General features: G+C 65.0%; 25 protein-coding genes. 11 read left to right on the plus strand and 14 right to left on the minus strand.

Going from position 1 to position 21,695, the window contains the following annotated elements; all coding sequences use genetic code 11:
• Positions 1 to 105 precede the first annotated feature (105 nt).
• Positions 106 to 1,527 (minus strand): magnesium transporter, encoded by a 1,422-nt coding sequence (gene mgtE / locus GA0061099_RS21095; RefSeq protein WP_036025625.1) that lies wholly within the window; start codon positions 1,525 to 1,527, stop codon positions 106 to 108.
• Positions 1,528 to 1,646: 119 nt separating this feature from the next.
• Between mgtE and GA0061099_RS21100 the strand changes: the two genes are divergently transcribed.
• On the plus strand, positions 1,647 to 2,438 hold the full coding sequence (locus GA0061099_RS21100) for a polysaccharide deacetylase family protein (protein ID WP_036025627.1): 792 nt from the start codon (positions 1,647 to 1,649) through the stop codon (positions 2,436 to 2,438).
• A gap of 157 nt (positions 2,439 to 2,595) precedes the next feature.
• Positions 2,596 to 3,936 carry a polysaccharide deacetylase family protein gene (locus tag GA0061099_RS21105; RefSeq protein WP_036025629.1) on the plus strand — a complete coding sequence of 447 codons (1,341 nt, stop codon included), beginning with the start codon at positions 2,596 to 2,598 and terminating at the stop codon, positions 3,934 to 3,936.
• Positions 3,937 to 3,940: 4 nt separating this feature from the next.
• Here GA0061099_RS21105 and GA0061099_RS21110 read toward each other — a convergent pair whose 3' ends face one another.
• Positions 3,941 to 4,315 (minus strand): hypothetical protein, encoded by a 375-nt coding sequence (locus tag GA0061099_RS21110; protein WP_036025631.1) that lies wholly within the window; start codon positions 4,313 to 4,315, stop codon positions 3,941 to 3,943.
• A 283-nt stretch (positions 4,316 to 4,598) separates the two neighbouring features.
• Here GA0061099_RS21110 and GA0061099_RS21115 point away from each other — a divergent pair, with 283 nt between their 5' ends.
• Positions 4,599 to 4,856 carry a hypothetical protein gene (locus GA0061099_RS21115; protein ID WP_036013744.1) on the plus strand — a complete coding sequence of 86 codons (258 nt, stop codon included), beginning with the start codon at positions 4,599 to 4,601 and terminating at the stop codon, positions 4,854 to 4,856.
• A gap of 21 nt (positions 4,857 to 4,877) precedes the next feature.
• Here the strand turns inward: GA0061099_RS21115 and GA0061099_RS21120 are convergent, their stop codons facing one another.
• The 6 genes from GA0061099_RS21120 to GA0061099_RS21145 form a co-directional block, all read right to left on the minus strand.
• Positions 4,878 to 5,066, minus strand: a complete 189-nt coding sequence (locus GA0061099_RS21120; RefSeq protein WP_036013742.1) for a hypothetical protein — start codon at positions 5,064 to 5,066, stop codon at positions 4,878 to 4,880.
• 10 nt (positions 5,067 to 5,076) lie between these two features.
• Positions 5,077 to 5,406 carry a four-helix bundle copper-binding protein gene (locus GA0061099_RS21125; RefSeq protein WP_036013740.1) on the minus strand — a complete coding sequence of 110 codons (330 nt, stop codon included), beginning with the start codon at positions 5,404 to 5,406 and terminating at the stop codon, positions 5,077 to 5,079.
• A gap of 98 nt (positions 5,407 to 5,504) precedes the next feature.
• Positions 5,505 to 6,407, minus strand: a complete 903-nt coding sequence (locus GA0061099_RS21130) for an NAD(P)/FAD-dependent oxidoreductase (RefSeq protein ID WP_036025632.1) — start codon at positions 6,405 to 6,407, stop codon at positions 5,505 to 5,507.
• On the minus strand, positions 6,404 to 7,480 hold the full coding sequence (locus tag GA0061099_RS21135) for a flavodoxin family protein (RefSeq protein WP_036025633.1): 1,077 nt from the start codon (positions 7,478 to 7,480) through the stop codon (positions 6,404 to 6,406). Before GA0061099_RS21135 ends, GA0061099_RS21130 begins: the two co-directional genes overlap by 4 nt.
• A gap of 65 nt (positions 7,481 to 7,545) precedes the next feature.
• A complete protein-coding gene (locus GA0061099_RS21140) occupies positions 7,546 to 7,746 on the minus strand; it encodes a hypothetical protein (RefSeq protein WP_036013732.1) in 201 nt (66 codons plus the stop codon).
• A complete protein-coding gene (locus GA0061099_RS21145; protein WP_036025634.1) occupies positions 7,746 to 7,955 on the minus strand; it encodes a hypothetical protein in 210 nt (69 codons plus the stop codon). The genes GA0061099_RS21140 and GA0061099_RS21145 overlap by 1 nt, the downstream gene beginning before the upstream one ends.
• Positions 7,956 to 8,241: 286 nt before the next feature.
• On the opposite strand from GA0061099_RS21145, the gene GA0061099_RS21150 reads away from it, so the two are divergent.
• Positions 8,242 to 8,526, plus strand: a complete 285-nt coding sequence (locus GA0061099_RS21150; RefSeq protein ID WP_036025635.1) for a hypothetical protein — start codon at positions 8,242 to 8,244, stop codon at positions 8,524 to 8,526.
• A 19-nt stretch (positions 8,527 to 8,545) separates the two neighbouring features.
• Here the strand turns inward: GA0061099_RS21150 and GA0061099_RS21155 are convergent, their stop codons facing one another.
• Entirely contained in the window at positions 8,546 to 8,746 is a 201-nt protein-coding gene (locus GA0061099_RS21155; protein WP_036025636.1) for a hypothetical protein, read from the minus strand.
• A 615-nt stretch (positions 8,747 to 9,361) separates the two neighbouring features.
• Between GA0061099_RS21155 and GA0061099_RS21165 the strand changes: the two genes are divergently transcribed.
• A complete protein-coding gene (locus GA0061099_RS21165; protein ID WP_074448013.1) occupies positions 9,362 to 9,556 on the plus strand; it encodes a hypothetical protein in 195 nt (64 codons plus the stop codon).
• A gap of 71 nt (positions 9,557 to 9,627) precedes the next feature.
• Here GA0061099_RS21165 and GA0061099_RS21170 read toward each other — a convergent pair whose 3' ends face one another.
• From GA0061099_RS21170 to GA0061099_RS21185, 4 genes are all read right to left on the minus strand, one after another.
• A complete protein-coding gene (locus GA0061099_RS21170) occupies positions 9,628 to 10,386 on the minus strand; it encodes a Crp/Fnr family transcriptional regulator (protein ID WP_074448014.1) in 759 nt (252 codons plus the stop codon).
• Complete coding sequence (locus GA0061099_RS21175; RefSeq protein ID WP_036025639.1) at positions 10,386 to 13,553, minus strand: CheR family methyltransferase; 3,168 nt, start codon at positions 13,551 to 13,553, stop codon at positions 10,386 to 10,388. Before GA0061099_RS21175 ends, GA0061099_RS21170 begins: the two co-directional genes overlap by 1 nt.
• Positions 13,554 to 13,755: 202 nt before the next feature.
• Positions 13,756 to 14,025, minus strand: a complete 270-nt coding sequence (locus tag GA0061099_RS21180) for a hypothetical protein (protein WP_036025640.1) — start codon at positions 14,023 to 14,025, stop codon at positions 13,756 to 13,758.
• 10 nt (positions 14,026 to 14,035) lie between these two features.
• Entirely contained in the window at positions 14,036 to 15,043 is a 1,008-nt protein-coding gene (locus GA0061099_RS21185) for a chemotaxis protein CheB (protein ID WP_036025660.1), read from the minus strand.
• An 87-nt stretch (positions 15,044 to 15,130) separates the two neighbouring features.
• Between GA0061099_RS21185 and GA0061099_RS21190 the strand changes: the two genes are divergently transcribed.
• A complete protein-coding gene (locus GA0061099_RS21190; RefSeq protein ID WP_036025643.1) occupies positions 15,131 to 15,526 on the plus strand; it encodes a response regulator in 396 nt (131 codons plus the stop codon).
• A 363-nt stretch (positions 15,527 to 15,889) separates the two neighbouring features.
• Here GA0061099_RS21190 and GA0061099_RS21195 read toward each other — a convergent pair whose 3' ends face one another.
• A complete protein-coding gene (locus GA0061099_RS21195; protein ID WP_036025645.1) occupies positions 15,890 to 16,672 on the minus strand; it encodes an SDR family NAD(P)-dependent oxidoreductase in 783 nt (260 codons plus the stop codon).
• Between the two features lie 166 nt (positions 16,673 to 16,838).
• Here GA0061099_RS21195 and GA0061099_RS21200 point away from each other — a divergent pair, with 166 nt between their 5' ends.
• From GA0061099_RS21200 to GA0061099_RS21220, 5 genes are all read left to right on the plus strand, one after another.
• Complete coding sequence (locus GA0061099_RS21200; protein ID WP_036025647.1) at positions 16,839 to 18,014, plus strand: zinc-dependent alcohol dehydrogenase; 1,176 nt, start codon at positions 16,839 to 16,841, stop codon at positions 18,012 to 18,014.
• 10 nt (positions 18,015 to 18,024) lie between these two features.
• Complete coding sequence (locus GA0061099_RS21205) at positions 18,025 to 18,606, plus strand: hypothetical protein (protein WP_036025649.1); 582 nt, start codon at positions 18,025 to 18,027, stop codon at positions 18,604 to 18,606.
• The gene (locus GA0061099_RS21210; RefSeq protein WP_074448015.1) at positions 18,587 to 20,191 is read left to right on the plus strand and encodes an alpha-amylase family glycosyl hydrolase; all 1,605 of its coding nucleotides are present in this window, start codon (positions 18,587 to 18,589) and stop codon (positions 20,189 to 20,191) included. The genes GA0061099_RS21205 and GA0061099_RS21210 overlap by 20 nt, the downstream gene beginning before the upstream one ends.
• A gap of 163 nt (positions 20,192 to 20,354) precedes the next feature.
• Complete coding sequence (locus GA0061099_RS21215) at positions 20,355 to 20,534, plus strand: hypothetical protein (RefSeq protein WP_027575113.1); 180 nt, start codon at positions 20,355 to 20,357, stop codon at positions 20,532 to 20,534.
• Complete coding sequence (locus GA0061099_RS21220) at positions 20,531 to 21,685, plus strand: DUF305 domain-containing protein (RefSeq protein ID WP_036025671.1); 1,155 nt, start codon at positions 20,531 to 20,533, stop codon at positions 21,683 to 21,685. The genes GA0061099_RS21215 and GA0061099_RS21220 overlap by 4 nt, the downstream gene beginning before the upstream one ends.
• Positions 21,686 to 21,695: the final 10 nt, after the last annotated feature.

Consider the following 21,695-nt stretch of genomic DNA (forward strand, 5'->3'; position numbering starts at 1 on the left):
GCGCGCGAAGCGCGAGCCCGGAATCCATTGTGCAGCGTCGACGCGGACAAATGGATTCCGGGTTCGCGCCAAGTGGCGCGCCCCGGAATGACGATGGGGTGAGACCTACTTCAACCCAAACCAGAGCGTCGCAATCCCGAGGAAGGAGAAGAAGCCGACGACGTCGGTCACGGTGGTCACGAACGTGCCCGACGCCACCGCCGGGTCGGCCCGCACGCGATCCAGCGCCATCGGGATCAGGATGCCGCCGAGCGCGCCGGCCACGAGGTTGCAGACGATGGCGAGCCCGATGACGATGCCGAGGCCCGGGATCTTGAACCAGGCCACCGCGGCGATGCCGGTGATCACGGCGAAGGCGAGGCCGTTGACGAGGCCCACCAGGGCCTCGCGCATCACCACGCGCCAGGCGTTGGAGGAACCGAGCTCGCGCGTCGCCAGCGCCCGCACCGCCACCGTCATGGTCTGGGTCGCGGCATTGCCGCCCTGGCTCGCCACGATCGGCGCCAGCACCGCGAGCGCGACCATCTTCTCCAGCTGGCCCTCGAACAGGCCGAGCACGGAGGACGCCAGGAACGCGGTGGCGAGGTTCACCAGCAGCCAGTTGAAGCGGCCGCGGGCGATGGTGAGGAACGTGTCCGACAGCTCTTCGTCGCTGGTGACACCGCCGAGCGCCTTGAGGTCCTCGTCCGCCTCCTCCTCGATGACGTCGACGACGTCGTCGACGGTGATGACGCCGACGAGGCGATCCTGGGTGTCGAGCACGGGCGCGGCGACGAGATTGTATTTGCCGAACATGCGCGCCACCTCTTCCTGGTCCTCCAGGACGGAGACGCGGCGGCGGTCCTCGTCGGTGAGCTCGGTCAGCGCCACCGGCCGGCGCGTGCGCAGGAGCACGTCGAGCGGCACCGCGCCCTGCCAGTGCTGTTCCTTGTCGACGACGTAGATCTCGTAGAAGCGGTCGGGCAGATCCGGCGTCTCGCGCATGTAGTCGATCGCCTGGCCGACCGTGAAATCCTGGGGCACGGCGATGAACTCGGTCTGCATGCGGCGGCCGGCGGAGTTCTCCGGGTACAGCAGGCTGCGCTCGAGCGCGACGCGCTCCTTGAGCGGCAGCTTCTCCAGAATCTCTTCCTGCTCCTCGGCACCGAGGGTTTCCAAGAGCTCGACCGCATCGTCGGATTCGAGCTCGCGGACGCCCTCGGCGACCGTCTCCGGCGGCAGCTCCTCGAGGATCTCCTCGCGGACGGTCTCATCGACCTCGTTCAGCGCCGAGAAATCGAAATCGCGGCCGGTGAGCTCGACCAGGCGGACGCGGTCGTCGGGCTCGAGGGCGCCGATCAGATCGCCGAGATCGGCCTCGTGCAGCTCCGCGACGCAGGCACGCAGCGCCGCGCTGTCCCCGGCCTCGATCGCACGGGCGACCTCCTCGACGAATTCGTGCCTGATATCGCCGTCTTCATTGCGCATCGGCACGTGGTCGAGTACCGAATCCGCAGCCGATGGGGCAACGTCCAGATGTTCATCCATGGCGCGCCTCGCCGTTTGACAGGTTGGAACCGGTGGTGTGAGCTGAGGCTTCAGGCAATACCCACAAGGCAAAGCCGAGCGCAATGGCAAAGATGCTGCGACTAAGGTGGACCTCGACCATGGCGGGCGCGCTTGTCGCAACCGTCATCGGCAATGCCGCGACCGTCATCGGCGCCGCCGAGACGGAGGCCGCCGAGTGCCCGCGCAAGGACGCGCTCGGCACCTCGCGCGTCCTCAGCGTCGATCCCAAGACCTATCCGCGCGTGGGCCTGAAGAGCTTTCCGCAGACGCTGCCGCTGGCCGATCGCGAGGTCGTGCTGACCTTCGACGACGGGCCGAACCCGCCGACGACGTCGAAAGTGCTGGCGGCGCTGGCACAGGAATGCGTGCGCGCGACCTTTTTCCTGATCGGCCAGCACGCCTCCGAGCACCCGGACATGGTCAAGCGCATCGCCCGCGAGGGCCACACCGTCGGGCATCACTCCTACTCGCATCCGTTCATGGGGCGTATTCCGTTCGAGAAGGCCATGGCCGACATCGATCGGGGCATTGCCGCAGACGAAATGGCGCTACACGGAGTCTCGACGACGACACCCTCGACGCCGTTCTTCCGCTTTCCCTATTTCGAGTCGACCCAAGCGCAGCTCGACCTGCTCCAGACGCGCGGCATCATTGTGTTCGGGGCCGATTTATGGGCCAGCGACTGGGAGGAGATGACGCCGGAGCAGCAATTGAAGCTCGTCACCGAGCGTCTCGCCGCGAGCGGAAAGGGCATCATCCTCTTCCACGACAACAAGGCGCGCACGGCCGCAATGATGCCGGCGTTTCTACGGTATCTGAGGGAGAACGACTATCGGGTGGTCCACATCGTCCCGGCGGGCACATCACAGAAGAGCGCCGATACGCGCTGATGCCGGAATGTCACGCCCGGGCAAAATGGGGTGATTTGGGGCCAATTAACACTCTGTTCATGCTACCCCGTGAAGATGAGAGCGGCTGCGGCTGAACCGTTTTGAGCCATCTCCGACCTATCTAGGGCGCCAAATTGCATGGGGGCAGACGAGGTTCATGATCGGAAGTAGCGTTGTTTTGCGGACGCGATCGTGGATCGTCCTCTGTCTGGGAATGCTCACCGCCGGTTCGCCGGCCGCGCTCGCAGCCGACTGTCCCGGCCACCCCGACGCCCTCGGCACCTCCCGCACCCTCGTTGTCGATCCGCGCGAACATCCGCTGATCGGCACCATGCAGTACCGCGAGACGCTGCCGCTGAAGGACCATGAGGTCGTCCTGACCTTCGACGATGGTCCGATCCCGAAATATTCGAACCAGGTGCTCAAGATCCTCGCCGACGAATGCATCAAGGCGACCTTCTTCATCGTCGGCAACCAGGCCAAGGCCAATCCGGAAGGCGTGCGCAAGCTGGTCGCGGCGGGCCATACCGTCGGCACGCACAGCATGGACCATCCGCTGACCTTCGACCGGATGCCGATCGAGAAGGCCGAGGCGGAGATCAATGGCGGCATCGAATGGACCGCAGCCGCGATGACCGATCCGTCGCAGCTCGCCCCCTTCTTCCGCATTCCCGGGCTGATGCGCGCCGAGGGCCTCGAGAACCATCTGATCTCGCGCGGCCTCCAGGTCTGGAGCGCCGACTTCCCGGCCGACGATTGGCGGCACGTCTCGTCCGACCGCGTCTACCAGCTTGCGATCCAGCGGCTGGAGGCCAAGGGCAAGGGCATCCTGCTGCTGCACGACATTCAGGCCCGCACGGTGGCGGCACTGCCCAAGATCATCCGCGACCTCAAGGCGCGCGGCTATCGCATCGTGCATGTGGTGCCCGCCAGTCCCGAGCGGCCGGCGACGCCGACCACGCCGGTCGAATGGCTGATGCATCCGCCATCCGAGACGACGCCGATCGCGCGCTGGCCGCGCGTGCCGCATTTCGTGTTCACGCAGACCAGGACGCTGCCGGCGCCTGCGCTCGCGAACCTCAATGTGCAGGGCGAGCATCAGTCGCTGCTGCCGCGCCGGAGCAAGGGCCAGATCGACCTCGCATCCACCCTGCCCGTCCCGGGTCGCGATCTGTTCGCGATTCCGGAAGGCTCGGTCGAGGTGCTGATGTCGACGACCTCATCGCGGCGCGCCGCGACCCGGCTCGCCATGGCGGCCGAGAGGCCACATCCGGCCAAGGACAAGGCAGCACAGGGCAGAGGCGCGAAGGGCAAGACGGCCAAGCTGCATGGGCGGCGTACCGCCCAGGCGGCGCCGGCTGCAGCGGATCACGCCGCGCAGCCCGTCGACATCGTACCCAAGAGTACCGCAGCGAAGAGCGCCGCGGCCAATGGCGCGGCCTCCAAGGGCGTGCCGCCCCGTCCGACCCGCGTCGCCAGCCTGAAAAAACGCGCCTGATCTGCTATTGCCGAATGATGGCGGCGACGCAGAGCAGCACGATCAGCGCCAGGAAGAACAGGTCCATGTAGGACTTGAGCTCGCCGTCCCGCCGCAGCCGCGCGACGTCGGTGATCACCTGCTTGCGCGCGGTGGTGCTGCCCGAACCGTCGTTGATCGGAGCCTGAAGGCGCTTGGTCTCGGCCTCCAGCTTCTCGATCTTCTGGAAGAAGTAGAACGCCCGCAGCGTCGAGGCCGCGCGCATGGCGGCATAGACCAGCACCAGGATCGCCAGGATCGCCCGGTTCGGATACTTTTCCATGAAGTTCAAGCTGAAATAGACCACCGCCATGAAGGCGAAATTGGTGAGGAAGCGGTAGACGAAACTGAGAAAAACCATGCTGGCTCGAACCTTGAGGGGTCGCAACCCTATGGTGTTGCGACGTGCGGGATCGGGACCCAGACCGGAACGGCGAGCCTGGATACGGCCCGTCTACGCCAAGTTTGTTTCAACAAAGATACTGCCGCCCCCGCAACTAGCCGCCTTTTAGCCTGAGGCGGCCATAAGGCAAGCCGGAGCATGGCCCATGGCCTCGCGCGCGCGAACGGCCCGCAACGGCTCAATGGCGATTTGGCCGAAGGCGCGGTAAACTGTGACCGCCACCAGATGTGGGGTTCTTCCGATGTCGAAGAAGGGAATCACGGGCCACGACGACTGGGTTCTGACCGAGGCACTCGCGACCGCCCTGGTCGCGCTGGAGCAGCTCGAACCGAAGCACCAGCCGAACGCGCATATGGAGGACATCCGCAAGCTGCTCGCGAACGGCAAGGAGCCGGCAGCGGTGAGCCTGCATCTTGCGCAGGCCAAATGCCGTCTGTTTCCCGAGCTCGACCCGCTGCAGATCTACCGGGAATACGGCATCGGCGAGGAGTATGGCTGAGGCCGCGGTCGACGATCGAGCTCAAGGCCCGCCGGCGACCGATCCTGCGATCACCATGACAAGCGCGCCGAGGTCGATCTTGCCGTTGACGGTCAGCTCCTCGGAGGCCGCTGCGTCTCCCGCGCCCTGCACCTTCAGCGATTGCGGCCGGTCGGCGGCCTGACGCTGCAATTCGCCGACGATCGCTTCCTTGAGTTTCTCTTCCAGCATGGGCACCTCCTCAAGCCGCCATCGCGCGGCAGGATTGGGCGCAGGAGCGGCACGTCGCGACGCATTCGTCCATGCCGCCGATCCGGGCGCAATCCTCGGCACATTCGGTGCAGATTTCGGCGCACTCACCGCAGGTGTGCTTATGATGCGGCGTGTTGATCAGCATGAAGTGCGCGGCGGTCCGGCAGATCTCGGCGCAGGCCATCATCAGGCGGAAATGTTTCGGCTCAACATGCTTGCCGCCGGTCTCGAGGCAATGGTTCATCGCCGTGCCGAGACATGTCTGGTAGCAGCTCATGCAAAGCGCGATGCAGCGGGTCATGTCTTCGGATTGAGCCATCGGTTGTCTCCAGTTGCGCGCCCCGCTCCGCTCGACCAAAGCGGGGCAACGCGCTTCGTTCCCGGTTCCAGTCGATTGTGAGGCTCACCGCCGCCCCATCACGCAAATCGCGGCGGCAGGCTGTTGTGGATCGTGCAGGCCGCGATGGCCGCGTGGCCGAACGCGACCGAGATCTGGTGCAGGTCGGTGACGACGTCGCCGATTCCGTAGAGCCCGGCGATCGACGTGCGCTGGTGATCGTCGACCTTCAAATGACCGTCCGCAGTGTGGTCGGCGCCCAGCGCCATCGCGAGCTGGGAGCGGACCTCCGCGCCCATCGCAGGATAGACGATGTCGAATTGCGCGGTACGTCCGTCGGCGAAATCCGCTTCAACGCCGCCGCCTCGCCGCGCCAGGCGCAGCTCGGGCGCGAACACGATTCCGACGCCCGCCTCGGACAGCTCCGACGTTGCGGCCTTCGCGTCGTCCGCGCCGGTCGCAAGCAGCGTCACGTCGCGCGCATAGCCACGCAGAAAGAGCGCCTTTGCGGCGGCACGATCCAGCGGCCCGACGACGCCAATGCGGCGGCCGGTGGCCTCGAAGGCGTCGCAGATCGGGCAGTAGCGCAGGAGTCCGTCCGCGACCGCCGCGCGCCACTCCGCGAACGGCGGATGGGTATCGACGATCCCGCAGGCGAGAATGACTGTGGCGGCCGCATGCCCGCGGCCATTCCAGCTCGCTTCAAAACCGTGTTCGTGACGCTGCAACGCCGTGACCTCGGCCTCCACGCGTGTGACGGCGAGCTCGTTCAGCTGGGCCGACATCCGCTCGATCAGTTCCGCGCCGGACAGGCCGTGGACGAAGCCGGGGACATTGTGGCTGCGCGGGATCAGGGCCGCCCGGCTCGCGCCGGCGTCCACGACGCAGACGCGGCGGCGGAAGCGCGCTAGATAGATCGCGGCCATCAGTCCCGCCGGCCCGCCTCCGACGATCAGGCATTCAAGGGGTGGCGCGCCAGTCATTTGGGGTTCGGGTCCGCAAGACCGGCGCCGGGCTCATCGAGGCGCCCGCTTCGCGCGAGCCGGACGGCATTGCCGAGCGCGCGCGCCGCATTCTGCACTTCCTGCTGGAATTCGCGGTCCTCGTCGAGCTCACGATGGGATGTGGCGTATGGCTCGTCGTAGCCGACATAACCGTCGAGCTCGGCGTAGCGCCCTGCCGAGATCAGCTGCATGTCGGTCAGCCAGTCGGACAAGGCCCGTCGCACGCCCTCGGCGCCGACCGCATCGCCGTGAACGACGAGGCCGAAATGGCGGCCGGCGAGATGACGCGGATAGGGCCAGCCCTTCAGCTCGATCGCCTTGGCTTCCGCGGCGTTCTTGCCGTGGGTCGAGGTCGGATCGGGATTGCCGCCATCGGCGCAGACCATGCGGTCCATCATCGCCTTGAGACCGGCGGGCACGTGATACCAGTTCACGGGCGCCACGATCAGGATGCCGTGGGCGGCAACCCAGAGCGGATAGATCTCGTTCATCCAGTCGTGGGTCTGGCCCAGCGAGTAGTTCGGATAGCAGCTGCACGGCCAGTGGCACAGCGGCATGGCGGTGCCGACGCAGGACTTGCAGGGATGAATGGTTTTGCCGAATTCCGAAGCGAGGCGCGACAGATCGAGGATGTCGACGGCAAATCCCATCTCGATGAAGACGGGCTCGGCCAGCTTGACCATCCGCCAGGTCTTGGACATCTCGCCGGGACAGGTGTGCTCGCTGCGGGCCGAGCCGTTGATGATCAGGATGCGCGGCGTCTCGTCGGCATCGTCGTGGCGACGCTGCGCCTCCAGGATTTTTGAGCGCGCATCGAGCCAGTCGACGGCAAGATCGTAGTCCGGGTCGGAAAAGCCTGCGCCGGCCTTCCGCGTCAACGGTGCCTTGCGCGAATGGCTGTAGGCGTCCCAGGCCGCAGCGATGATGGCATCGAGCTCGCGCCCAAGCGGAGCATAGGCGGGATCGACGAACTGACGCTTGTAGCGCCGCTCGAACTCCTCACGCGACAGCTTGACGGGCGGCATCCCCTTGCGAATGTCGGCGTCCGTCATGCTGGCTCCTGGCGAAGTCGAATCCCTCCGACCCAACCCGGCGCCCAGCGCGCGGTTCCCAAGCCTTACTGGCGAACAAGCTCCTGCGGCGCATCGAATTTGGCGATCCGTTGATCGAGCCGCCACAGCTCGATGCGATGCACCAGGACGAGCGAGGCGGCTTCGCGCTTGGCCTGCTCGTCGTCGTCGCAGACGAGGTTGATGCATCCGAACACGTGCCCGTCCGGATCGATCTGGAACGCACGGTAGTGCTTGATACTTGCCACTACAGGTGTCCTCGCCTTGGAGCGACGGGTGCGCTGAGCCAATCCGTGAGGTTCGAGGTCACTTCGTTCTGCTTGGCGCGACGCAGCAGCATCTCGCGTTCCCTGCCGGGCGGCAGGTTGCGGGCGCGCTCGCGGGCGCTTTCGGCGAAAGCGGCCAGCCGCTCCTGAAGCGTTTGGGTCTGTTTCCTGCGGTTACGTTTGGCGGTCATTTGTACTTTTGAACTTTCGTGGACAATTCGGTTGGAAGGAAATCGGCCCCGGCGGGGGATCGGGCGCCGGGGCCCAGGTTCTCTTGTCACTCAAGTCGCTTGCCGGTCGAGGCGGCTCGGCCCGGCAACGATTGTAGCTTCCGTCGCAACAGCCGGTTCCGGCATTTCAATAAGTTAACGCTGCGCGATTTTGCGCAAAGCACAACCGCAGGACCGATCGGTTTGGACCGCGCCGGAACCGAAATGCTGATTCGTATGTTCAAGGACGACTTGAAGGAGGATCATCATGGCAAGAGCAGCATGGAAACGACCGGGCTCACCGATCGGCCGCAAAGGACCGCGCAAGGCAAATCCCGCCTACAAGCGCCGCGCGCGCGAGCCGTGGACAGCGGCGGATGTAAGCAAGCTGAAGCAGCTTGCGAAAGGCAACACGCCGACCGGCGTGATGAGCATCAAGCTGCAGCGCCCCGTCACGGCCATTCGCAGCAAGGCGCAACGCGAAGGAATATCGCTGCGGCCGGTCAACCGCTCCCCGTACAATCGGCGAAGCAAGGCCGCGAAGCGGCGCTGACGACGCGCATCGCGCCGGGCTAGCTTGGCGGCTGCAGGCCCGGCGACCTCAGCCACTCGCTCATCTGAGACCCCGTTTCCGCCTGACGCGCCTTGCGCAGGACTTCGTCGCGCGCCGCGCCGGGCGGAAGCAAGCTGGCCTGTTCGCGTAGCCGCTCCGCCTCGGCGGCGAGCCGCGCTTCCAGAGTGTCGACTTGCTTGAATCGATGTCGCGTCCTCATCAGGCGTCCTCCTGGTGCATGAGGTCGATCGCGCCGTTGCGTTCCGACGGGTATTGATGCCAGGCTGCACAGCCTGGCCAAGGATCTAACGTTCCAGAAAGGGAACGGTTGCCTGTTTGGGGAAAAAGACCGGAGTTACGATTCCTCGTTGTCCCGGCGCGCCCTGATCTCGGAGCGAAGCATGGCGCTGTCCATAATGGCCAAACGTAAATCGTTCACGGTGTCGCCGTAGCGGCCCGCAACTTGTCTATGCTGCTCCCGGAGGGCGCGACTCTCTTCGATAGCGCGTGTTGCGCGGGCAAACAGGGCGTCTGGCATCAGGCATCATGCAACAGAGCTGGCGCGAGCGCCCTTGCATAAGTTACTCAAATCGCGCCAACGGCTCAAAAAGCGCCGGCGATTAACCTGGATCAAGCTGTTACAACCCCCGGGGGGACCGCCCTCAACTCCGGGCGGCGGCCTGGAACAAGAAATTGACCCGGAGATCCCCGATTTCCTTAGCTGAAGCGCCGCAGCCAGTGTACGGTCACGTCATCACCGGCTGTGGCTCTGCCGTAGGCGCCGGTGGCTGAGAGACCAATGGTGCTCCCGCCTGCATGACCGGGGGAGCGCCTGATGGCGAAGCCAACTCGTTATCCGTTGCAGTCCGATGAGAAGCACGTGCAGCAGATTCGCAAGGCGATCCGTGAATCGCTGGAGGTATTGACGCTTCCTCGACCGGATACGTTCCTGGGCCGGAAAACTCACGAGCCTTTTCCGAGTGAAGACGATGTTGGTGTGCAGGACGGACAGCGTCCCAAACCGGCGTGATTGCGAGCAGGACGACATCCTGTTCCGGCCCATCTCAGCGAAATGACTCGTCTGGCCGCGACGGAACGGCGTCAACGGACCGCTTCAGTCGCCCGGTAGATCCCGAGATAGCTAGGCGAATACAGCGCCGCGTTCTTGAGCGCATCGAGGTCCGGGATGGTCAGCGTCCGCTCGCGCAGCACGATCAGCTTCGCCGCGCGCAGCTCCTGGAGCGTCCGATTGAGGTGAACGACCGAAAGCCCCGTCGCATCGGCGAGATCCGTCTGCGTGACGGGCATGAGGCAGGAATTGCCGTCGACCATTCCCACCGGGCGAAGCCGCTCGAAGATTTCGCAGAACAGGTGCGCCACGCGCTCCAGCGCGACGCGACGGCCGAGATTGATCGCCCATTCCCGCTGGATCGCATTGTTGAGCAGCGTCTCGCACCAGAACGCTTCCGACAGCGTGGGATTGTTGGCCAGGAGGCTCTCGAAGCGAATGCGCTTGATCTCGGCATAGACCACGGGCGTCAGCGCCACGATCGAATGATCCATCTCCGACAGCAGGTAAGCATGCGCATCGCAGCTTTCGCCCGGGAAGATGAAATTGACGATCTGGCGCCGGCCGTCATCGAGCGTCTTGTAACGGCCGAGCCAGCCCGACAACAGGACGCGGACGGCATCGACGGAATCACCCTCGCTGATCAGATCCTCGCCGGATCCGGCGCGCTGGAGGCCCTCGAGCATGGCGTATTCCAGCGATGCGCGAGCCTCGGCCGACAACGGCCGTAGCGCGCTCAGCCGACGAATGGCCGGCTCCAAAACGCTGCGATCGGCTGTCGACAGCGGCATCAGGCAGCCACCACCGGTGTGTGGAAGGCGCGCTTTGTCAAGGGGATGGTGATGGTGCATTGCAGCCCGGCAGAATTGAATGCCATCGTGGTCTGCCCCTTCAGCTCGAACGCCAGTGTGCGCTCCAGAAGCTCGGTTCCGAATCCTTTTCGCGGCCTTGTCGTGACAGCAGGCCCGCCGCGCTCCCGCCACTCGAACACCAGCTCCGCCGGCTCGGTGCTCTCATCGACGCGCCAGGTGACCTCGATGCGCCCGCTTGGCTGACTGAGTGCCCCGTACTTGAGCGCATTGGTGGCGAGTTCGTGGATCGAGAGCGCGAAGGTTTCGGCGGCCTTGGGCTGGAAACGGATTTTGGGGCCCGAAACCCGCATCTGCTCGCCTTCCCTGGCATTGTAGGCGACCAGCTCCTCGACGACGAGATATTCCAGATCGACGCCGCCTTCGGGATCGCGCGTCACCAGCGCCTGGGTGCGGGCGAAGGCATTGAGACGCCCGTCGAGATGGGAAGCGTATTCCTCCACGGTCGAGCTCGTTTCCGCCGAGCGGCGGGCAATCGAGCGCACCACGCCGAGCGTGTTGCGGACCCGGTGCTGGAGCTCGGCCAGCAGCAGGCGCTGCCGCTCCTCGGCGCGGGTGATTGCGGTGACGTCGATGAAGGTCATGACGACACCCGCGATGAAATTGTCGATGCTGCGATATGGCAGGATGCGCACGATATAACGCGTGCCGCTGTCCGGCGCGCTCAGCTCGCGCTCGACGCTGGCGAGCGTGCGCAGCACCCGGCGGACGTCATCGTAAAGCTCCTCGATCGGGATGCGCGCCTTGATATGGCTGATCGGGCGGCCCGTGTCGGTCTCGACCAGATGCAGGAGCTGGGTGATGGCGGGCGTGAAGTTCATCACGCGCAAATCGTTGTCGAGGAACACCGTGGCGATCTGCGTGCTCTCGAGGAAATTCTTGAGGTCGCTGGTGGCGCGCGTCAGCTCCTGAACGCGGTGCGCCAGCTCGCCGTTGACGGTGGTCAGCTCCTCGTTGACCGATTGCAGCTCCTCGCGCGAGGTCTCCAGCTCCTCGTTGGCCGACTGCAACTCCTCGTTCAGCGATTGGTATTCCTCGTTCGACGATTTCAGCTCCTCGTTGGTGCTCTCGAGCTCCTCGATGGTCGCCTGAAGGCGCTCGCGGGTCGCACGCAGATCGTTCTCGAGACGCTCGACATGCTCGGTGCGCACCAGGGCGCTGGGATTGGCGGGGTCGGCCTCGATGGTCCGCGCCGGGCCGTCCTTGAACAGGACGACGAAATTGCGGTGGCCGCCGGCGCCCTCCTGGATCGGCTCGACTGTAATGTCCACCAGGACGCGGTGACCGTTCACCCCGAGTTGCACCTGCTCGGCATGGACGGACTCGTTGGTCTCGGCCGCGCGGCTGAGTGCGGTACGCAATTCCAGCCGGAGATCGCGGTGCACGAGCTGCAGCAGATCGAGCGTGGCGGCGCCTGCGTTCGGCTCGATGTAGCGGCCGGTGCGCCCGGAGAAATGCAGGACCTGAAAATTCTCGTCGGTGATGACATAGGCCGGCGCATAGCGCTCCGCGATGCGCTGCGCGCGTCGCTCGAGGCCGACGTCGGGCCCGAACGAGCGAACCGGCGGCACCTCGACCGGCGTCCTGCCCGCCGCGGTCGTGATCGGAAATTCCGGCGGCAGCCGCGTTCCGGTCTCGAGCTTCTTGAATATCCGGGCGCGGCGGTCGACCGGGGCGAACAGCTTCGGATGCCGGGTCACGTTCTCGGAATTGCCGAGGAACAGATACCGCTCCGGCAGCAGCGCGAAATGAAACAGCGGAATGACGCGGTTCTGCAGCTCGGCGTTGAGATAGATCAGCAGATTGCGGCAGGAGACGAGATCCAGCTTGGAGAACGGCGCATCCTTGATGACGTTGTGCTGGGAAAAAATGCACATCTCGCGCAGCTCTTTCACCACGCAATAGGTATCGCCCTCGCGCACGAACCAGCGCGCCAGCCGCTCGCTGGTCATGTCCGCCTCGATATTGGTGCGATAGCGGCCGACGCGGGCGGTCGCCAGCGCCCGCCCGTCGATGTCGGTGGCGAAGATCTGGACCTGCGGCACGGAATCCATTCGCGCCATGTGCTCGCGCAGGAGAATGCCGATCGAATAGGCCTCCTCGCCGGTGGCGCAGCCGAGCACCCAGACGCGGACCTGCTGGCCGGCGCCCTTGCCCTCGAATATCTGCGGTACAATCTGGGTTTCCAGAACCTCGAATTCGCGCTTGTCGCGGAAGAACTCGGTGACGCCGATCAGGAGGTCGTTGAAGAGGTGCTGGACCTCGTCCTTGTCGTTCCGAAGGAAATCCAAATAGGCGGCAATGTCGTCGATCCGCACCACCTGCATACGCCGCTGCACGCGGCGGAGAAAGGTGTTCTGCTTGTAGCCGTGGAAGTCGTTGCCGGTCTTGTTGCGCAGGATGTCGGCGATGCGCGACAGCGAGCTGGCGGCCGCAGCCAGCACCTCGTCGAAGCCCTGCTTCTCCTCCAGACGCCTGAGATGACGGGCATAGACCTGGATGTGCTCGGGGATATCCTCGGGCGGCAGCACGTAATCGGCGATCGCAGCCGGCGTGTTGCCGTCGAGATGGCCGGCCTCGTCCGCCTTTGCGATCTTCTCGGCGATGGCGAGACCGCCGTGATCCTTCAGCGTTGCGGTGCCGAGCGTACCATCGCCGCCAGTACCGGCGAGGATGACGCCGATCGACTGCTCGGCGCGCTCTTCCGCCAGCGAAACCAGGAAGCTGTCGATCGTGGCGCGCTCGCCGGGCGCCTGCTCGGCCTTGCGGATTGCAAAGCGATCACCCTGGACGGTGGTGATCATGGCGGGTGGACACAGATAAATGGTACCACCTTCGATGGGGTGGCCGTCGGCGATCTCAGCGATCCTGTGTCCGTTGGAATTCTGCACAATGTCGCGCAGCCGTGGCTCGTCGAATGCCTCGTGATGCTGAAGCGCCAACACGACGGCCTGATCGGTCCCAACGATCAGCTTGGCGAAAAAGCGTTCGATGCTGTCTGGCGCGCCTGGCGAGGCGCCGACCCCTATGATCAGCGGGGTCTTGCTCTGGTGCTGGGCGTCGACCGGCTGGTGGCCGTTTTCGGTCATGGCTCTGGTAGCTCACTGGCTGGCGGAACCCAAAGGGAGCCCCGCCCCTGCAATAACAGAATTCGATATTATCCCAACACTTCAAAGGCAAAAATGTCCCGGCGCCTCTTCCAGGTAGCCCGATTTAGAGGGACGAGCGCGTGTCGGGCGTCCTGCTGTCGCTGCGGAAGGGGCGCACGCGGGAGGTCAGGCGCCAACCGCCCTATGCTTCCGGATTAACCTCGTGCTGGAGAAAGGTCACGCGTTGCTCGATCAGCGTGCGGTGGCGCTCCCATTCGATCAGCGTCTGCTTGAGCAGGTCGACCAGCCGCTCCGCCTGACGCGTGTCATGGCCGCCTGCCATGAGCTCGCGCACCCGGTCCTCCTGATCGCGGACCCGCTGCCAGCCGCTCTCGATATCCTGCTCCGCCTTCACCAGCAGGCGTTGCTCGGCATCGAGCTGCGCGACGCGTTCGGCGAGGGAAATGGCCATGACTGCGCCTTCACGCCTCCCGTTTGCCCACGGAAGGATCGAGCGACTTTAGCACGACGCGTCGGATCATGTCGGCATATTCGCGGTATTCGAGCGCCCGAGCTTCGTACATCTCCGCGACGGCAGCCCGGCCCGTGCGCCGACCATCGTCGGCCATACGCTGCACCAGTTCCGCCCGCTCCTCGATGATCCGCAGCGCCACGCGCAAGGCTTCATCGACGCGCCCCTCCTGCTCCTTGGCGAGCGCATCGGCGGTGAAACCGTGGCCGACCTGGCAGCGGAAACGCATCGGGCGGGCGTTCTTGACCTCCGAGAGCACCCCACCGCAGGTTGGACAGGTCAGGGCGACAGGGTCGGCCATAGAGACGAGATTGTCGCTGCCGATCCGCTCACCGGCCGCGATCTCGACCTCGAGCCTGATCTCGGGCGGGATCGGCAGTGCGGCTCCGGCCTGCTCCCTGACCAGTTCAGACAGCACGTCGCCCATGGTGGCGCCGGGAACGCAGAGGTCGATGGTGGTCGCCTCCATGGCGCGCCGCGGCATTTCGTCCGAGATCGCGTCCGCGGGGTCTTGCACCACGGCCATCCCGCCGCAGCGCTTGATGGCGTTGAGGCCGGAAGCGCCGTCCGACAACAGGCCGCTCAGGAGCACGCCAATGACGCGCGGCCCGTGATAGAGGGCGGCCGAGCGGAACAGGGCATCGATAGCCGGCCGCACCATGTTCTCGCGCGGGCCGCGGCCTAGAAAGATGCGGTCCTCCGTGACGAGAAGATGATGGTCCGGAGCACCCAGGTAGATCTGACCGGGCTCGATCTTCATGCCGTCTTCGGCCTGCCGGACGGGAAGCGGGCCGGCACTGCTGGCGACCGTGGAAAGGATGCCGATGCCTTGGGCCGGGATGTGCAGCACGACAAAAACCGCGGCGGGCAAGTCCGCGGGCAGACGGCTCAAAATCTGCTTCAGCGGCGCGGTCGCTCCGGCCGAGCCCCCGATGACAATGATGTCGCGGTTGCCCATGGAACCGGCCTCCGATTGCATCGTTTGCAGTTTGCACCAAGGCGGATCGCCGGCTTATGTTCCTATGCGTTTGGAGGCTGACACACCATGGCGACGTCGTCGCATCAGCGCGCAGAGCTCAAGGGACGCCGCATCTTCGTCGTCGAGGACGAGTATTTTCTCGCCGATGACATCGGCAAGACATTCCGCGCGCTGGGCGCCGAGATCGCCGGTCCCGTCGGTGATCTCGAAGCGGCGCTCAAGATCCTGCATGACGGCAGCGTCCTGGACGCCGCCGTGCTCGACGTGAACATTCGCGACGAGATGATCTTTCCGATCGCCCGCGAGCTGAGAGCACGGAACGTGCCCTTCCTTTTCACCACCGGTTACGACAAGATCACGCTCAGTCCGGAATTTCAGGACGTGCCGGTGCTGGAAAAGCCGATCGATATTGCGGCGATGGCACGGAAGCTCACCGGGCTCATCGCCGCGCAGCCGGTCTAGTCAATGCGGTTGAAAGCTCGCAGCCGGGCGACGATCAAAATAGATGCGCGAAAGCAAGCCAGGCGGTCACCGCCAGGCACAGGATAACTGCGGCGTAAGGTAGCGCGATGCGCAAGACGGCAAGCTCCCCACCTTCAGCTCATCATCATCCAGACGATCGCAACCATCATCACGAGAAAACCCGTAACGGCAGTCGCGATAAAGGCCTGTTCGATGCGGTCCATCGCCACAGCAGCCCCCTCTTGGTTCAGCCCGTACAATTTGACGGTTTGAGGGCCGCGGCGCATTAGGCTATGTGAATCGGGGTCTTCTTTCGCCTCGCAAAACGGTTCGCGCGCACCGCAAGGGTGCGCGCGCGTCGCTCTAAGATCTCGCAGTACCCGGCTCCGCCATCTTGCGATGCTGCTTGGCCAGCATCTCGTTCGGCGTGACGTTCGCGACCGTCGTCTGGATCTTGTTCTTCATCCCGGCGACGACGTCGGACTCCCCCCGCATCATCGCATCGAAGCCGACCTTGGCAACATCGTAGGCGCCGTCCTTCTTGTCGGTGCCGACCTTGGTGTCCATCATGTCCGCGCGGCGGAAGAACTCGGTCTCGGTCGCACCCGGCATCAGGCAGGTCACGGTGACGCCGCTGTCGCGCAGCTCCTCGCGTAGCGCAAATGAAAATGAATCGAGGAACGCCTTGCTGGCGTTGTAGGCGGCCTGGAAACTGCCTGGCATGAAGCCGGCGATCGAGCCGGTGATCAGGATCCGGCCGGCATTGCGGCGGAGCATCTCATTGCCGACGCGGTGGATCAGATACAGCGTGCCGGTGATGTTGGTGTCGATGAGGTGTTTTACCCTGGCAAAGTCCTGATCGAGGAATGCCTTGCCGAGGCCGATGCCGGCATTGGCCAGCAGCGCATCGATCGGCCGATCGCCGACCGCCGCGCACAGCTTGTCGACGCCCTCAGTGGTGGCAAGATCGGCCTCGACCGGCTCCACGCTGCCGCCGTGCCGGCGCAGATCGACGGCCACCCGCTCGATCTGAGGCTCGTCCGCGGCGATGACGAGATTGAATCCGGCCTGCGCGCAACACCTGGCGAGTTCCAGACCGATACCGGTTGAGGCGCCCGTGACGACGGCGAGTTGATTGGCGGGCATGCGGCAAATCCTTGCAATTGAGGTCTCTGAATTGAGGTGATCTCGCTCAATCGCCGCCCTGCTCTCCCGTTCCTATTTGCGCAGCGCGAAGAATTTGCGCGCGGCGATAGCAACCATCGTACGGGCCTGGACTTAGATGGCACGTGGCTCAACCGGGAGGACGAAGATGAAGGCGCTGGTCTGGCACGGCAAGGAGGACATCCGGTGCGACACCGTCACCGACCCCGAGATCCAGGATCCGCGTGATGCCATCATCAAGGTGACGAGCTGCGCCATATGCGGCTCCGACCTGCACCTCTTTCACAATTTCATTCCGGGCATGCTGCCCGGCGACATCATGGGCCACGAGACCATGGGCGAAGTGGTCGAGGTCGGCTCGGGTGTCAATGGCAAGCTCAAGAAGGGCGACCGCGTCGTCGTGCCGTTCACGATCATCTGCGGTGAATGCGACCAGTGCAAGCGCGGCAATTTCTCGGTGTGCGAGACGACGAACCGCAAGCGTCATCTCGCCGACAAGGTGTTCGGACACGCGACGGCGGGCCTGTTTGGCTACACGCATCTGACCGGCGGCTATCCCGGCGGCCAGGCCGAATATCTCCGGGTGCCCTTTGCCGACGCCACCCACATCAAGGTTCCGGCGGGCATTCCGGATGAGCAATTGCTGTTCCTCAGCGACATCTTCCCCACCGGCTGGCAGGCCGCCGCGCAATGCGACATCGAGCCGACCGACACGGTCGCGATCTGGGGCTGTGGCCCGGTCGGGCAGATGGCGATCCGCAGCGCCATCCTGCTCGGCGCCAACCAGGTGATCGCGATCGACTGCCTGCCCGAGCGGCTCAGCATGGCCGAGGCCGGCGGCGCCACCACGATCAACTTCGAGACCGAGAGCGTGGTGGAGCGCCTCCAGGAGCTGACCGACGGCAAGGGCCCGGAAAAATGCATCGATTGCGTCGGCATGGAATCTCATGTGATGCCGTCGCTGCCCGACACCCTGCTCGACCGCGCCAAGCAGATGGTGATGGCCGAGAGTGACCGGCCCCACGTGCTGCGCGAGATGATCTATGTCTGCCGTCCCGGCGGCATCATCTCGGTGCCGGGCGTGTACAGCGGCCTGTCCGACATGCTCCCGATGGGCGCCTTCATGAACAAGGGCCTGACGATGCGAACCGGCCAGACCCACGTCAACCGCTGGACCGACGACCTGCTCCGCCGCATCGAAGAAGGCGAGATCGACCCGTCCTTCGTCATCACCCACACCGTCGCGCTCGCACAGGGACCGGAGATGTACCAGGTGTTTCGCGACAAGCGCGATTCCTGCGTCAAGGTCGTACTGAAGCCCTGAAGGACCAGCCATGTTTCACTTCTCCAACATCGTTCGCACCAAGGGCGACCCCAAGATCCTCGAGGGCGGACCGAGCCTGAAGCAGCCGGCGGACCAGCTCGCGCGCGCGCTCGGCTGGTTCAGCATCGGTCTCGGCGTCGTCGAGTTGTTCGCGCCGCGGCGCGTCACCCGCACGCTGGGCATGGAAGGCCATGAGACGCTGGTCCGCGCCTTCGGCGTGCGCGAAATCATGGCCGGGATCATGACGCTGTCGGTCGAGAAAAACGCCGGCCTATGGGCTCGCGTCGGCGGCGACGGCCTCGATGCCGCCGCACTGCTGTCCGGGCTGACGGCGGACAATCCCAAGAAGGGCAATATCGCACTCGCACTGCTGATGGTCGGCGGCATCGCTGTCCTCGACTACCGTGCCGCGCAGGACACCAAGCCGCGCCGCCCGTCGCGCGATGCACGGCGCAAGCTCTATCCCAACCGCAGCGGCTTTCCCAAGGGCATCGAGAGCGCCCGAACTGCGGCAAGGCAAATCGCGGCGCATGCCAAGACAGGTGTCGAGACAAACGAGGTGAAGCAAGGTGATGAGCGACGCGTCCCGTGACGAAGCTGCGTGGTGGGAATCCGCCGTCGTCTACGAGATCGCGCTGATCTCCTTTCAGGACTCGAACGGCGACGGCAAGGGCGACCTTGCCGGATTGATGTCGCGCATCGACTATTTGAAATGGCTCGGCGTCGATGCGGTGTGGCTGACGCCGATCTACAAAAGCCCCTTCCGCGACCTCGGCTACGACATCTCCGACTATTGTTCGATCGATCCCGCCTTCGGCAGCCTCGAGGAGTTCGATCGCCTGCTCGAAGCGCTGCACGGTGCGGGCATCCGGCTTATCCTCGACCTCGTCCCCAATCACACCGCGAACGACCACGCATGGTTCGTCGAGAGCGCGAGCTCGCGCAACAGCGCGAAAGCGGATTGGTACATCTGGGCCGATCCTGCCGAGAACGGCGGGCCGCCCAACAACTGGCTGAGCCGGTTCGGCGGCAGCGGATGGGAATGGTGCGAGGCGCGACGGCAATATTACTATCATTCCTTCCTGGTGGAGCAGCCCGACCTCAACTGGCGCAACCCGGAGGTAAGGTCAGCGATCGCCGATTCCATGCGGTTCTGGCTCGACCGCGGGGTCGATGGCTTTCGCGTCGACGCCAGCGCGGTCCTGATCAAGGACCGGCTCTTGCGCGACAATCCGTCGAACCCCAACGCAGAGGGCAAGCCGCCGCCGCAGCGGCACACGACGGTGTTTACCGACGACCGGCCCGAGACGATGGATTGCATCGAGTTCATCCGCGAGGTGATCGATGCCTATCCCGGACGGATGCTGTGCGGCGAGGTTCAGGGCAAGACCGATCGCATCGGCCACTTCTACGGCAACGACCGGCCGCGCCTGCATCTGCCGCTCAACTTCGCCCTGCTCGATTCCAAATGGGACGCCCTGTCGCTGCAGGCCACGGTCGACGCCTATCTCAACGCCATCCCTGACGATGGCTGGCCGGTCTGGGTCATCGGCGGCCACGACAAGCAGCGGATCGCGAGCAAGATCGGCGAGGCGCAGATGCGCGTGCTTGCGATGCTGCTGATGACGCTGCGGGGAACGCCGTTCTTCTTCATGGGCGACGAGATCGGCCGCAAGCGCGTGCCGATTCCGCAGGGCCGCGTCCGCGATCCCTTCGAGAAGCTCGTGCCCGGCTATGGCCTGTGCCGCGATCCCGAACGCGCACCGATGCGATGGGATGACAGCCCCGATGGCGGCTTCACGACGGGCCGCCCATGGCTGCCGCTCGAGCCGCCCGATGGTGCGGCCAATGTCTCTGCACAGCAGCGCGACGAGCGCTCGATCCTCGCTCTGTTTCGCGCGCTGATGGCGCTGCGGCGCGAGCATGCCGGCCTGCCACGGGGCGGCTACGAGCCGCTGCGCTCGCAGAATGATGTCCTGGCGTACAAGCGGAGGGATGGCCGCAACGAAATCCTGGTCGCGCTCAATCTCGCGGCCGAACCGCGGAAATTCCACTGGCAAGGTCGCGGCCGTCTCTTGATGTCGACGCATCTGGATCGGCCGCCCGAGCCGGTGCCGGATGCGTCCATCCTGCTCCGGGGCAACGAAGGCGTGATCATCGCGCTCGAAGCGCGGTGACGTCAAGAGGAACCATCCGCGTCGCGAAGAGTCTGATCAAGGCTTCCGGCGTCTCCCCCCGCCGCCGGAGGCAATTTGCAAGACCGCAGCCCCGGCGCCCACGCCCCCTTCAGGGCGCCGGGGTAGCGGCGTGAGCCACGGCAGGACATATCGGAGGCAGCTCATGGGCAAGACCAAAGGTCTGCAGCAGCGGATCGCCGGCAAGACCAAGCAGGCCGTCGGCGAGATCATCGGCGACCAGGATCTGCACGATGACGGCAAGGCGCAGGCCGAGCGCGGGCGCGACGAACAGGACAAGCCGAGCGAACTCAATCCGCTGAAGAAGCTCAAGCAGCTGACGTGAACGCCGAGCCGCGACCAGCACTCACGAGTGGGGCGCGGCGCACCACCGGCGAGCGGCGGCGTTCGCGCTGGATTGCCGCGGCCGCACTCGGCCTGATCAGCAGCACGTTTTCGACAATCGTCAGCCAGCTCTTCGCTGCCCGAATCGGCCGCGATGCGGCGGTCGATTGGATGACGGTTGCCGCGATTCCTGCGCGCGACTGGGCGATCAGCTCCGAGCCATCCTGGAGCGCGATCCTGGCCGGGATCGCCTTTCACCAATGGGCCGATTTTTCCTGGGCGTTGGTTTTCTTCGGCGTGCTCGGACGCTGGACGGCCGACTTGCGGCCGATGACGATCCTGCTGCTGGCGCTGCCCTGGGCCGCGTTCTCTTCAGGCATGGAATGGTTCGTGCTGGTGCCGCTGTTTCCATTCTGGCAGCCGCTGTTCACGCTGCAACAACCCTACTGGATCGGGCTGCTGGTGCATGGCTCCTCCGCCGTGATGTATCCCCTGTTCGCGCGCCTGCGCTGGAGGCGCGGGACTGCGCCTGACAGCGACGTGCGGTTCACGAATATATGGATCACCGGCGCGCTGGCCTTGATTGCGGTGCTCGGGGCGGTCGCATTGTTCGGCGGTCATGGTTACGAGCCGCCGTGGATGGGCCGCGACAGGGATCAAGACCAAGCCTACATCCGTCACATGACAACGCATCATGCCCAGGGCATCGAGCTGGCGCGGACGGCTGCCGAGCGCGCGCAGGATCCGCATCTGCGCAAGCTCGCAATGCTGATGGTCGCGAGCCAGACCGGAGAGAACCGCATATTCGAGAATTGGTGGCTGAGCTGGTTCGACACGGAGATGCCCGATTGCAGCACCGAGGAGCGGGCGGCGATGCCGGGCTTCCTGACGCCGGCCGAGATGCGCCAGGTCAAGACCGCGCCGCCGGACCAGTTCGACATGCTGTTCATCGAGGCGATGAGCCGGCATCACCGCGGTGCGGTCAGGATGGCCGACCAGATGTGGCACAGCCGCGGCGACCCTCGTCTGCGCATCATGGCGCATGCCATCCGCCACGAGCAGCAGGGCGAGATCGCGCTGATGCACGGCACGCGCGGCCTCGCCGCCGTGACCACAGGCGTCCGCAACATGCTCGGCGACAACGTCAATTGAACGTGAGGAT

It is taken from the genome of Bradyrhizobium yuanmingense, assembly GCF_900094575.1.
Classification (GTDB): domain Bacteria; phylum Pseudomonadota; class Alphaproteobacteria; order Rhizobiales; family Xanthobacteraceae; genus Bradyrhizobium; species Bradyrhizobium yuanmingense.